The following is a 13,533-nucleotide window of genomic DNA, read 5'->3' as shown; positions in this document are numbered from 1 at the left end:
GTTTTTAATTGAAGATGGGTTTAAGTTGTTAGGTATTTTGACTTGGGCAGCATATTTTATAAGAGCTAGCATTGAAGATATTAAGACTTCATGTCAGCAACTTAGTTGAGTCAAATCTAATTCTTTCTTAACTCAGCAAAGTTTTTAGAAATTGGTTTTAGTTGATTTAATGGTACTGAGGCGAATGAATTTTTAGTATCAACTAATGGATTATAAATGAATATGCGATCGCCTGAGTCAATAGCTGATAAAGTCTTAGAATTAAAACCAAATTGTAATCGGACTTGAGGGTCAATTAAGTGAGTAAATGATAGTAATTCAAAAAATGCATCCTCATTAAATTTATTGATATCTGGAGCAATAATCAAAGAATCTGGGGATTGATTAACAACTGTGCTAATCTGGCTTAAATTATCATAATTGTTTAATTTGGTCCAAGACTTATGCCACCAATAGTTAGCTTGTAAAAATACTGAACAAGACAGAATACCAGAGAAAATCAATAATACCAATAAGGTTTTACTAACCAACTGCCGCCAAATTTTACTGGAGAAAAATTCTGTAGCTAAATAGTAAGCAACAGCCAACTCTATTCCTAAAAAACAAGGAGTTAAATAACGAGCTACTCGCGATCTTTGTCCTCCAGAAATTAAATCGGGCAATGCTAAGGCGATCGCAGTAATACTAATTAAAGTAACAACAAATAGCCAAACAGAGGGCGAAGTATTACAGCATAAATAATAAACAGCATATATAGTAAGCAACAATAAGATTATTGTTGGAGGAATAAGGTAAATTGCTGGAGCAGAAGAGTCTAAATTAAAATCAAAAAAAATACGACTAAGATTACCAATCCAAGATTGGAATAATGATAATAAGGAAACTTCATCTCTACGCCAATCGCTAATTTTATGAGCATTAAGCTTAGTAAAAAATAACCACGGAGAAAATAAAATAATGCTTAGAAAACTAGCCGTTATATATTGAAAATAGTTTTTGTACTTTTTGAATCCTGTTACACCTAGAAAATAAATCCCATGACCGATAGCTACAAACAGAGTAAAGGGAAAAGTATATAGGCTTAAAGTTAAGGTAAGAGAATAAATTGCCCAATTACAATTGTTTTTTGTTCTAATTGCTCTGAGTAAAAAAATGCTGGAAAGCAAAACCATTACTGACCATAAACTATAGGGTCTAGCTTCTTGAGCATAGATCAGATGAAAAGGTGAAATAGCAATTAATATTATTGCCGTCCACCCCACAGCAGATGATTTGAATAATTCTCGACACAACCAGTAAATACAGGGAAATATAAATAGACTAATAATAGCCGATAAGCTACGGGCAACTGTAATTGAATTCCCAAATATTTTTAACCAAAACCATGAGACTAAATAATATAAAGGTGGATTTTGAGGTTCATTATTTGCCAACACAATAATAGGAGCCCAAAAACTTTTTTCTTGGTTGGGATATTGATATTTTTGAAGATCGCCGATATTAATTTGTTCTTGTTGAGATAATTCTTGAGCAGCTTCAGATACTGTATATCCAGCGACACCAAAAGAATTGATAACTTCATCATGCCAATATAATCTTTGCTCTAGATTAACGAAGCGAAAAAGAATGCCTATTGTCAATAAAGTAATTCCTATTAATTTTAGCCACTGTAATTGTGGTTGTGAGCTATTTTGAGATAGCTTTTTAATAAGCTGTTGTTGCATATATTTGTGAGAATAATTATTTCTACTGACCAGCGCTCAATAATTTGTATTAATTAGATTAATATTAAAAGTTTGTCCAACTCAAAAATATTCGGCTTTAAAAATTAAGTTGATTTCATGAACCACTCGTACTAAAATTAGCCTTGATTTAATATTTGATCCTACGATAACTGTAATAAATGTCAAAAATAAATAATTTACAACATCATAGATGTAATCATAAACCTATAGGTAGCTATTTAGTCGAATCTGGTTTAGTGTCTCAAGATCGCTTATTACAGGCTCTAGAAGAACAAGAAAAAACTGAAGAAAGAATCGGTGATATTTTAGTTCGCCAAGGTGATATTAAACAAAAAACTCTCGATTATTTCATTAAAAATATTTTCGAACCAGAACAAATTCAAAATCGTCAACATAATTTATCTAATGAACTGAAGATTGAAACATCGAATAGTTTCTCAGTAACTTCAGATCGACTTACTAAAACCTTAAGCTTGCCTACTTTAGATCTATCTCCTCAGAAAGTATGTCGCTTACTACTAATAATTGTTACCTGTCTAATTATTGTTAGTTCTCTAGCTCAGTTTGGTGCGTTCTTTTTAAACCAATCTTCATCAGCAAATTACTCTGGTAGGCTATTTCGCTTAGATGAAGAAATAAATATTCCGACTTTATACTCTAGCTTGGCTTTAGCATTTTGCTCGATACTACTAGCCATAATTAGCTATCTGAAAAAAGTAATTGATTCCCGCTACACAGGCTACTGGAGGGCTTTATCCTTAATTTTTTTATACCTTGCAGTTGACGAAATGTGTAGTATTCACGAAATTTTGAGTGCCCTTAGACCCGTGTTAAATGCAGGGGGATTCCTGTATTTCACTTGGGTAGTTCCTGGTTCTATTTTAGTAATGCTTTTTTTATTAATATTCTGGAAGTTTATTCAATCGCTACCTCGAAGAACCAGAAATTTATTTATTATTGCAGGAACCATCTATGTTGGTGGTGCAATTGGCATGGAAATGATTGGTGGATATCATTCTGAAGCATATGGCGAAGAAAATCCCATGTACGCGCTAATTACTACAATTGAAGAATCTCTAGAAATGTTTGGTATTGTAGTTTTTGTCTATGCGCTGTTGTCATACATCGCATCTTATCTTCGAGTAGTAAACTTACAAGTCTCTTTTCAGAAAAATAAGAAAACTGAGATTGGTTAGTTTTGTTGGGCTTATTGTGATTGATTTCAGCTATATTATTCGATTTATTTACAAAAAATGCTTGTTTTTATTATTCCACTAAAGAGTCAGCAAGTTTCTAAATCTTGGAGTCGGTTATCAAAATTATTTGAAAGATGTCTTAAATCGGTATGCAATCAAACTGCTCCTGATTTTAAAGTAATTGTAGTTTGTCACGAAAAACCAGAGCTTGAGGTCGATCTTCCACAAGTCACCTATATTCAGGTTGATTTTCCCGCTCCTAACTTGGATAATGCCTCTTTTGGAGAAGTTAGAGGTATTGGAGATACAGATAAAGCAAAAAAAATTTTAGTTGGACTGAGCTATGCTGCAAAATTCCAGCCGTCTCATATTATGGTAGTTGATGCGGATGATTGTGTTAATAAGTATTTGGTAGAACTAGCAAATAATCATCCTCAATGTGATGGATGGTATTTAAAAAAAGGTTATGTTCATGAAGAAGGGAGTAAATTGATATATTTAAATACTAAAAACTTCAATCAATCCTGTGGAACATCAATAATAATTAAATTCAGTTTATCTCATCTACTATTTCCTGTTGAAGATTATTACAACCATCACAATCATTTATTAAAGGATGGAATTGTACTGAAAGAGTTACCATTTATTGGAGCAATTTACAATATAAAAAATGGTGAAAATCAGTTTATGACTGTCACCAAAACTAAACAGCTTAAGAAGCGAGAAAACCGCCTCCTGTTTTTAATTAGAAAAGTCATGAAATATCGACCTATATTAATAACGAATGGTATTCGTCGTGAATTTGGATTGTATAGTATCAACTAATTTCAGCTAACTTCTCTCTATTTATATCAATTAGTTTTGATTGAATAAAAAAAGATTCATCGTGGCGTAGCATCATTACTCCCTCTTGCCAGTCATCAATGGCTACGGATAAATCTTGCTTGAGAAGCATTTTTAAAATCCATTGAGGATAATTAGCACCAGCTTTTATTGAAAGAGGAATACCGCCACCAAAACGAGGGTTGATTTCAATAAAAATAATCTCATTATTAGGTAGTTGAAAACATTGAATATTCAGACAGCCGATCGCACCAGGTAAAGCCTCAGCAATTCGTTTCCCTGCTGCTATAATATCTCGGTTTTTGACTGTAATTCCCTTACTAATTTCCCCCGCTCTAGTTGCTATCCTCAGACGGGGAACAATACATCTAACTTGACCTGTAAAATCGATTAAAACATCCAGAGTATACTCCTGACCTGTAAGTAATTCTTGGACGATCGCATTGGGAATATAGTCTTTAAAAAATGCTAATTCTTTGGCATTATTAATAATCGTTACTCCCACACTAGAACTGCCATTAGCTGGTTTGATTAAAACAGGATACTGATATTGAGGATTAGCTAAAATTGTTTCTGAATCAAGAACTGCTGGTGTTCTTACCCCAACCTGTTGGAAAAAAGTAGCAGTTTTTTGTTTATCAAAACAAATTTCATTGGTTTCTGGTGCAGAAACCAGAATCTTCACTCCCAATTTAGCAAAACTTTGACGATGAAGAGATAATTTTAATAGTTCATTATCAATTAAAGGTATTAATAATTTGATCTTGTGTTTCTGGCAGATTTCTTTGAGGCGACTAATGTAGTTGCTGTCATTGACGCGGGGTACTGTTTCATAACAGTCTGCAATCACAGCAGTAGAAATATAATGATTGCAATCAGCAATAATAATTTTGCCTTTAAGATTTAGATTATGCAGTGATTGCTTAAAAGATTTGATTAACTCAACTCTTCTTCCTGAGCTGGTAAATAAAATATTAACTTCTTTCATTTAGGAGTATATCAACAATAAATGAATCTTAGTAAATCTTTTTATCATACTCCCTTTTGGGAGCATTTTACTTTTTCTATTAAGTAATTATATTTATTGTCAAAACGACCTTTTTTCCAGGATTTTTATACACTTGACAAAAAATAGAAATCAGTGGTGTACAAAAGTGGGATCTCCCCTCCCTTTTGAGTGCTGTTATTAAAGAAAAATCTAAATTTTAGACATTATTTTCCTTAAACAAATTAGATTCTTCAGGCAAAAAAAACTGTTATTTTGGTTTAGATTGAGTTCTAGAATTTAGTTGCTCAAATAAATTTAGTGTTAGAATTTTTTTCGTAAGAGCAGCACTCAAAATTTGCTTACTGTTTGCTATTTTCTAGATATTCTCTTGAAAGATTTTCTTGATTAAGTGGAACAAAAAGTTAGGCTATCAACAATCAACTATCCTTTGAGCCTTCAGACCCGAAATCGTGATCGTGTTTATGATCTGTTTTTGTAGATTCAGTGGCTATATTTATTTCTGTAGTAGTCACCTCAATGATATTTGATTGATCGTCATTTTGATTAGTAGAAATATCTTCGGGAACTGCTTCGAGTACTTCTGCTACCTCTACTGTCTCTAGTGAGTCTAAGGGTGATTCTTTCGATTTGGAGTCAATTGTTTCTATATTTTCTTTGACTTCAACAGGATTATTTTCTGCTACTGATTTAACCTCAGATTCGGCAATAGTAGGGGATTCATCTTGATTATTTTCCGCTGTTTCTGACTGAATCGATGTTGTTTCAGTGGTTTGTGTTGCTTCGGAAGCTTGGGGTGAAGTTATTTCTGGATCAGAGAAATCCTTAACTTCAGGCTGAGAAGGTGGGGCTATTTCTGACTCCAAGTTATCCTCAACTTTAACTTCTGAGCTAGGAGATACATCATCTTCATGGTCTTGTCTGGCTATTTTTTCTTCAAGCTGATTCTCTTTAGTTGCTAGGGGAGTATCAGAAGAAGTTACCTCTGAGGTTATTGTCTCTGCCTGATTTTCTGGCTTCTCCTCAATGATTTCCGTTTGTTTGGCGAGTTCTACTTCTTGATCTTCTGTTGGCTTTTGAGTATCTACTTGGGCAACTGTTTTCTCCTCAACAGGGATAACTTGATCAACATTTTCTGCTGGTGCAGTAGTTTTTTCCTCTGATACAGGAGTTGTATCGTCAGCCTTATCTACTGTTACTTGCTCTTGTCCCTTTTCTTCTAAAACTTCATCAAGCTTTGTATCAGTAATGGCAACTTGTTTCTTCCTGCCAAATAGTTTACCAATTAATCCTGATTGATTATTTTTCTCGGCGTTAGCTTGCCTGTCTTGAGAATCAGAAGCGTTTTCTGCATTAGTTGTAACTTGATTCTCTGACTCTTGTGCTGCTGTTTCAGGGGATGCTTGCTCTGGAATAGCTACTTCTTGTTCTACAACTTTATCAGCAGTTGAATCGTTTACAACAGCTGGGGCTGGAGATTTTTTACGGCTTAATAAATCATTAACCGCTCTTAAGACTGAAAAATTATTTAATTCAGCTGCTTTTTCGGGATGAGCGATCGCCTTTCTTAATTTTAGAGTTTGCCAATTAGAGGAAACCAACACGGCGACAGCAGCAGTTTGTCCTAACAATACTGCTCCTGTGATGTTCCTGGCACAAAACCACAGTACCAAAGCATAAATTAGCCCTACCCCACTCCAAAAAAAGTCATCTTGCCGATGAATATCTGACATTAAGAAAGCTGTTGAAAACAAGATTAAACTACTTACGGCTACGACGATCGCCAGGGCATATGAAAGCATTTTTTCCTTACTCCATCTCTGATTGCTCTATATATTTTGCGACAAGAATCTCATATTTTGCAGCAATTGCAGTAATTCTTTGAACATATTTAAGAGCTGAATCAGTAATCAAAATGTATAGGTTAGTTGAAATGTACTGACAATGAATTTGATAATTTTAATTTCTTAAGTTGATCTTTAATATTTGAAATTAGGTATTTAACGTACAAAGCCATGAGATTATTGAGTAATCCACAAAAGAGCTATTAGCCGCTAGCTAATGCCAAAAGGAACTTTACCCTAAGGCTAAAAACGAGCGTGTTAAGTTATCGAATTTGAACGCACATGAGCTTAGTGAGGTTATGTGATTATGGTTCGGCAGAAAAAAAAATTTTCTTGTGGTCATAAAGGCTTTGGTCAAATTTGCTATCGATGCGCTCAAGCTGATGCTATTTGGCAGCAAGAAAAAAAGCAGAAGCAAGATTGGGAAGCAAGTTTCAATCAAGATTCAATTGATCTACGAAATTTGCCCAAAAATGTCGTTCTCAAATCTCGCCGTATTATTCAGCAGCTAGCAGAACATCAGGATTATCGTCAGTTTCATGGTAAGAGATTACGTCATAATCGTTTGGTGATTAGTATTCCTATTAGCCGTAATTACCGTTTGTTGTGTCGCGATCGCGGTCAATATCTATCCCCCGAAGCTGTTATTTCTCATGAAGACTACAATGCAGTCAAACCAGGTCATCATTCTTGCTAAGAAATTTTGAGTTTTAAGTTTTGATTTAAATACTGATTTGAATTTGAATTTTGGAGATGTGATGCAAAATAGGGTGAACGAAAAAAGGTGTGGGAGTTAAATAATAGAGTCGCTTTAAGTAACGAGTCAAAAGTAACGAGTAACGGCAATTAAAATTTTTGCCACCGTAAATTTCGCTCACCCTGCAAAATATCTCTTTGTATGTAGCCTAAAATTCCAATACCAGGAGAAAATAGAATTAAGTGAGGTTAAGCTAGCCCTACTCAATAAAATTGAGCGTTGATCAAAATTTAAAAAACTTTAACTGTATGCAAATTTATTTAGATAACAGTGCGACGACTAAACCGCGTCCAGAAGCGATCGCCGCAGCCCAAAATGTGTTTCAGCAGCAGTGGGGTAATCCTTCTAGTCTCCACGATTGGGGGCAAAGAGCAGCAACAGTTTTAGAAACAGCTCGATTACAAGTATCTAGTTTACTTAACGCTCTTAATCCTGAATCAATTGTTTTTACCTCTGGAGGTACTGAAGCCAACAATTTGGCTATTCTAGGAGTGGCTAGGCAATATCGCATTCCCCAACACATCATCATTTCTAGCGTGGAACATTCGGCGATCAATGAGCCAGTTAAACTGCTACAAAAGTGGGGTTGGCAAGTAACCAAATTACCCGTTAATAAATATGGCAGAGTTAATCCACTAGAGCTACATGAATCTCTACAAACTAATACGGTTTTAGTTTCGATTATCTACGGACAAAGTGAAGTCGGAACACTACAACCGATTGAACAACTCACTCAGATAACTAGAGAGCGTGGGATCTTGTTTCATACCGATGCAGTACAGGTAGCAGGGCGCTTAGCGATCAATGTTCAGCAGTTAGGAGTAGACCTGTTATCTCTTTCGGCACATAAAATCTATGGTATTCAAGGAGCAGGGGCATTATATATTCGTAGTGGTGTCAAGCTTGTGCCTTTACTGGGGGGAGGGGGACAAGAAGCGAAAATTCGCTCGGGAACTCAAGCTTTACCTGCGATCGCCGCTTTGGGAGTTGCTGCCGAATTAGCTGCAACTGAGATCGAAATCGAAACTCCTCGTCTAAGAGAACTGCGCGATCGCCTGTTCGATCTTTTGGCAGATTATCCTTGCCTGGAAACGACGGGAGATAGATTCTACCGATTACCCCATCATGTCAGTTTAATTCTCAGCGATCACTTTGCCGCCCAGGCTCAAGACATAACAGGAAAAACCATCGTCAGACAATTAAACTTGGCAGGGATAGGTATCAGTGCCGGTTCAGCTTGTCATAGTGGCAAACTAAACCCCAGTCCAATATTACTGGCTATGGGTTATAACTCAGAAGCAGCAAAAAGAGGCATTCGTCTCACTTTGGGGAAAGATACTACTAAAGCGGATATCGACTGGACAGCGATCGTACTAAAACAAGTTATTTGTCGTTTAATGCCTCCTTTGGTTTGCTATTAAAAAAAATTATAGATTAAGTCTTATTGTCGATTCTTTTGCTATAATTTGCTACAAAATCGTTGTTTATTGGAGCTAATAGCTAATAGCTAGGGCGAAGCACTTTATGATGAATAATAGTTGATTTATCCCATAAAAAAATAGTTGATTTATCCAGTAGAGTAAGTATCGACTATTGACAGTGACAACAATTAGGTGCTAAGCAGCTTATGACACCTAACTCCATATCGAGAAACAAAGTTAGGTTGAGAAAATAATTTTTATCTACTAATCTTTAAATCTCTTAAAATCTTATCTGAGAAACTTTAGGTTCCAAATCGGATAAGGTCGAGTTTAGGTAGTTAGTTTTTTATGTAACTTATCCTAATTATCCTAATGAATATTTACGCTTGATAGTTGAATTACCTGAATTACTTCAACCACAAATCCCTGCTTGATTACAGATAATTTAATGGTTTTAATTGAGTAAAAATTTACAATAAAGATCAAGTTAATGAGCCATGAAAGACGAAAATCCCGAACAATGGTGTGCTCGAAATAATTGGACTGAACCGAGACAGTTACAAGACGGTGTTTGGGTGGCTTTCCCTCCTGGAGGAATCATTGAAGCTCCTCTGCCCCATCAATCAGCAAAATCTAAAGTACAACCCAAAAGTATCCACATTCGAGATTTTGTAGATGGCATGGTAATGATAATAGGCATGATTATTGTAGGTGTGATCGCTTTAGTTATATCTCCTTTGTTTATCGCACCGAATATCAATCGTGTCAAAAAGAAGATATCTTCAAAAATGAACAATGAATAACAAATTTTGGTATCAGAACAAAAGATAAATTGGACTATCCAAGATAGTGCTAAATTGTATAACCTTAAAGGCTGGGGGGAACCTTATTTTGGCATTAATGAAGCCGGTGATGTTACAATCTTGCCTCGCAGTAACTACGGAAATCCTCTTGATTTAGCCAAATTAGTTAAATCTCTGAAAAAGCGTCAAATCGATTTGCCAATAATGATCCACTTTCCAGATATCTTAGAGGATCGAATTGTCAGGCTTCAAGAGTCTATGAACCAGGCGATCGCCCGCTACAATTATCCAGGAAAATATCAAGGGGTTTTTCCTCTCAAATGTAATCAAAACCGTCATTTCATTGAAGCGTTAGTCCGCTGCGGTAAACCATATCATTTTGGTCTAGAAGCTGGTTCCAAACCAGAATTGATGATTGCATTAGCATATCTAGAATTTGAGGGAGAAGGGATTCAACCATTGTTAATTTGCAATGGTTATAAAGATAGGGAATATATCGAAACTGCACTGTTAGCTACCAAACTAGGACAAAAAGCCATTGTTATTATTGAGCAAACCCGAGAACTTAATTTAGTCCTAGAAATAAGTCAAAAGTTAGATATCAAACCGATTATAGGAGTACGTGCCAAGTTAGAGACAAAGGGCGTAGGTAGATGGGGCAATTCTACAGGCGATCGCGCTAAGTTTGGTTTGACCGTTGCCGAGATTTTACAAATGATACGCCAACTGGAAACAGCAGGAAGGTTGGAGTGTTTGCAATTATTACATTTTCATATCGGCTCACAAATCTCTGCGATCAATGTAATTAAAAATGCCATTCGTGAAGCTAGCCAAATTTATGTACAGCTAGTTAAACTTGGTGCCCAGATGCAGTATTTAAATGTCGGAGGAGGTCTAGCAGTAGACTACGACGGCTCCAAAACCAACTTCCACGCTTCTAAAAACTACAATATGCAGAATTATGCTAACGATATTGTGGCACAAGTAAAAGACGCTTGCGACCTGGGAGAAGTGCCTGTGCCAATTTTAGTTAGCGAAAGTGGTAGAGCGATCGCTGCTCACCAATCAGTATTAATTTTTGATGTGTTAGGCAGTAGCAATATTCCTCTTCTTGATATACAACCTCCAGAACAAGGCGCGCCATTAGTAATTCGCAATTTCTGGGATACCTATCAATCAATTGATGCTAGCAACCTGCAAGAAACATATAACGATGCCCTTCAATTTAAACAAGAAGCCTTTAGCCTATTTAACTTTGGTTATCTAAGTTTAGCCGAGCGAGCCAAAATAGAAGAACTATACTGGGGCAGTTGTCATAAGATTGCTGCAATTATTGCCAATTATGATTATGTGCCTGATAATTTAGGCGATTTAACCCAAGTAATGGCATCTATTTATTACGTTAATTTATCAATTTTTCAATCTGTTCCCGATGCCTGGGCAATAAACCAACTTTTTCCCATTATGCCGATTCATCGTCTTAATGAACAACCCACCGCTAGAGCAACTTTAGCAGATATTACCTGTGACAGCGACGGCAAAATAGATCGGTTTATTAATCGTCAAGAGAGCAAAAATGTTCTAGAGTTGCACCAATTAGAATATTCTCAACCATCATCTCTCCGTCCATATTACATTGGTATGTTCCTAGTGGGTGCGTATCAAGAAATCATGGGTAATTTACATAATCTTTTTGGGGATATTAATGTCGCACATGTAAAAATAACTCCTGATGGTTATCAAGTAGATTCTATAGTCAAGGGAAATACAGTCAGAGAAGTTTTAAGCTCCGTCCATTACAAAAGCGAACAGTTACTCACAATCATGCGCGATCGCACTGAAGTGGCACTACAAAACCAACAAATAAACCAGGAAGAAGCCCAAAAATTTCTACAGAATTATGCTCGCAGTCTTAATAACTATACGTATTTAGAGAATAAGCCAGACTAAAGTTTCTAGACAATAGAGTGAGAAAAATAGCGATCGCTTTACTTAAACAGTTCAAACACCTGGCGACAAAATAGCTTAAGTTGCTGTTCCGCATCTTTAGCTGGTTGACATTGACCCACAAATTGCCAATTATCGATTGTCGAAAATTTCCATGCTTGCCCTATATGGCTAAAACCGCAGGTCTCAACGCCAATAAATTTTTCTGACTCTTCTGAAGGGTCTTTATAAAACCGAATTTGCACTAAAATACTGTTGCTCTGATAGCGTCTACTCCAGCCAGGAAAATGAAATCCAATATCAATCGAATCAGGATCTACTAATTCACGAGTATCAGGATCATTTTTCCAGGGTTTGAGGTCAGCTTTAGCATCGGGAAACTGTGCTTTGAATAAAGTAACCACAGAGGCAATTTTAGTCGTAATATTTAACCCTTTGGCTCTTTCCGATGCGTTCATGCTTAATCTCCTTTGGTTAACCTCTTATTAAACACCTGTTTAAACATTTAGTACAAGAATAAGCCAGAAATGCTGTATCTATTGATAGAGTTTATGTAATTTTTAGTCGTTTTTCTAGAGCCTATCATCAATAGAAGGAAAAAATGACAGACCCAAATATAAACCTACATAATTATGTTAGGACATTAAAAGTGACTGGTTCAGAAGTAATGAGTAATGAGTAATATTTTTTGATTGATATTGTACGTCTAAATGTAATTTAAACTCGCTTCAGAAAATTGATTCAATATCAATTCACGGTAAGTTTGGTTTTCATCGACCAACTTTACCGGATGCTAGTGCGGGAAATCTCACCAGATAGAAGGGAGATTGAAAAGCATTTTCGCCATTATTCAGAGGGGGAGAATTTTGCAGTTGACTGACAGTGACGTACACATAATTATTCTTGCTAAATGCCATGCCATCAGTCCAACTTAAGAGCCGATCATCTTGATAGAGTGTGCGATATTCACCATTAGGATCAGTAACCCCAATCGCATTATCAGTAATCGATGTAATATAAACGTTACCTGCACCATCCACAGTAATTCCGTCACAAATTGGTTTGTCACCATAGCGTTGTACTTTACTTGACAAGTCTTTAGATGATAAAGATTCATCTAATAAATCTGTTGTGGCAATACGATACAAAGATGTACCACTCATCGGCGCGTAATATACCCACTGGTTATCGGGATCGATGGTTATCGGGTTTGCACCAACTCTGGCTGGTTCTCCGCCTAAAGTAATAGTGCGATTATCGATTACCATGTCAATATCTTCAGGACGCGTGGATTGATCTCCTTCTAATACTCTGCGGGAAAAGCCTGTATTCAAATCTACAACAATTAAGGCTGAGTCATCTCCCGTAGCAGTATCAGTAATGTAAATAGCATTATGTTTCAGATCAACAGCTAAATCATTTAAAAACGGATTATCTCTGATAATTGGCTTTGGCAAATAAATAACTTGCTCTAATTCTTCGTTAATCGAGTCCCAAGCTACAATTTTTCCTGGTTGTCCTTCTCCAGGACTACGATCAAGCATCCAGACCACACCATTTTCATCTGACCGCAAACCTAAAACTGTATGCAACCCTACTCCATTGGGATTTGGCTCACTACTCCAAACTTCATTAGGAAAAGCTGCAACACTCCCATTATCCATTACTTCTACCACCCGTAGTGGCGCACCATAAAACTGATGCTGACTCATAATCAACCTTCCTTGGGGAGTAATAGCAATATTACCTGGAGGATGTTCTATGGGAAATTCAGCAACAATTTCTAGCTCTTGAGTCGGCGAGGAGCCTAACTCTTCTTTCGAGGGTGGGGATTGTGTATCTTGCCCAACAGAAGGGTTAGAGATAACGGAAAATAAAAAAATAGTAGTAGTGGCAACAGTAATTAAATAGGCAACAAAACGGGACAAACGAAACTTCATTACGTGCTATGTAGTTATCTATTCTCTATTG

General features: G+C 36.2%; 11 protein-coding genes. 6 read left to right on the top strand and 5 right to left on the bottom strand.

The window, feature by feature from the left end; genetic code table 11:
* Nucleotides 1-116 precede the first annotated feature (116 nt).
* Nucleotides 117-1,724: a glycosyltransferase family 39 protein gene (locus tag PLEUR7319_RS36430; RefSeq protein ID WP_019507542.1), complete on the bottom strand. Its 1,608-nt coding sequence runs from the start codon at nt 1,722-1,724 to the stop codon at nt 117-119.
* Nucleotides 1,725-1,903: 179 nt separating this feature from the next.
* Here PLEUR7319_RS36430 and PLEUR7319_RS0122735 point away from each other — a divergent pair, with 179 nt between their 5' ends.
* Nucleotides 1,904-2,941 (top strand): hypothetical protein, encoded by a 1,038-nt coding sequence (locus tag PLEUR7319_RS0122735; RefSeq protein WP_019507541.1) that lies wholly within the window; start codon nt 1,904-1,906, stop codon nt 2,939-2,941.
* Nucleotides 2,942-2,998: 57 nt separating this feature from the next.
* Complete coding sequence (locus PLEUR7319_RS0122730) at nt 2,999-3,766, top strand: glycosyltransferase family A protein (RefSeq protein ID WP_019507540.1); 768 nt, start codon at nt 2,999-3,001, stop codon at nt 3,764-3,766.
* On the opposite strand, the gene PLEUR7319_RS0122725 is transcribed toward PLEUR7319_RS0122730, so the two are convergent.
* Together PLEUR7319_RS0122725 and PLEUR7319_RS38440 are read right to left on the bottom strand one after the other, a co-directional pair.
* A complete protein-coding gene (locus PLEUR7319_RS0122725) occupies nt 3,759-4,772 on the bottom strand; it encodes an ATP-grasp domain-containing protein (protein ID WP_019507539.1) in 1,014 nt (337 codons plus the stop codon). The two genes, PLEUR7319_RS0122730 and PLEUR7319_RS0122725, sit on opposite strands and share 8 nt — an antisense overlap.
* A 437-nt stretch (nt 4,773-5,209) precedes the next feature.
* Nucleotides 5,210-6,592: a Ycf66 family protein gene (locus tag PLEUR7319_RS38440; protein WP_019507538.1), complete on the bottom strand. Its 1,383-nt coding sequence runs from the start codon at nt 6,590-6,592 to the stop codon at nt 5,210-5,212.
* Nucleotides 6,593-6,941: 349 nt separating this feature from the next.
* On the opposite strand from PLEUR7319_RS38440, the gene PLEUR7319_RS0122715 reads away from it, so the two are divergent.
* From PLEUR7319_RS0122715 to speA, 4 genes are all read left to right on the top strand, one after another.
* Nucleotides 6,942-7,331, top strand: coding sequence for a hypothetical protein (locus PLEUR7319_RS0122715; protein WP_019507537.1), 390 nt, complete (start codon nt 6,942-6,944; stop codon nt 7,329-7,331).
* A gap of 308 nt (nt 7,332-7,639) precedes the next feature.
* A complete protein-coding gene (locus PLEUR7319_RS0122710) occupies nt 7,640-8,812 on the top strand; it encodes a cysteine desulfurase family protein (RefSeq protein ID WP_019507536.1) in 1,173 nt (390 codons plus the stop codon).
* A gap of 497 nt (nt 8,813-9,309) precedes the next feature.
* On the top strand, nt 9,310-9,615 hold the full coding sequence (locus tag PLEUR7319_RS0122705) for a hypothetical protein (protein ID WP_019507535.1): 306 nt from the start codon (nt 9,310-9,312) through the stop codon (nt 9,613-9,615).
* 6 nt (nt 9,616-9,621) lie between these two features.
* On the top strand, nt 9,622-11,565 hold the full coding sequence (speA, locus tag PLEUR7319_RS0122700) for a biosynthetic arginine decarboxylase (RefSeq protein WP_019507534.1): 1,944 nt from the start codon (nt 9,622-9,624) through the stop codon (nt 11,563-11,565).
* Between the two features lie 38 nt (nt 11,566-11,603).
* On the opposite strand, the gene PLEUR7319_RS0122695 is transcribed toward speA, so the two are convergent.
* Both PLEUR7319_RS0122695 and PLEUR7319_RS0122690 read right to left on the bottom strand, forming a co-directional pair.
* Nucleotides 11,604-12,020, bottom strand: coding sequence for a hypothetical protein (locus tag PLEUR7319_RS0122695; RefSeq protein WP_019507533.1), 417 nt, complete (start codon nt 12,018-12,020; stop codon nt 11,604-11,606).
* 312 nt (nt 12,021-12,332) lie between these two features.
* A complete protein-coding gene (locus PLEUR7319_RS0122690) occupies nt 12,333-13,502 on the bottom strand; it encodes an L-dopachrome tautomerase-related protein (RefSeq protein WP_019507532.1) in 1,170 nt (389 codons plus the stop codon).
* Between the last annotated feature and the right edge of the window lie 31 nt (nt 13,503-13,533).

It is taken from the genome of Pleurocapsa sp. PCC 7319, from assembly GCF_000332195.1.
Classification (GTDB): Bacteria; Cyanobacteriota; Cyanobacteriia; order Cyanobacteriales; family Xenococcaceae; genus Waterburya.
This window is presented reverse-complemented; position numbering and strand designations above follow the sequence as displayed.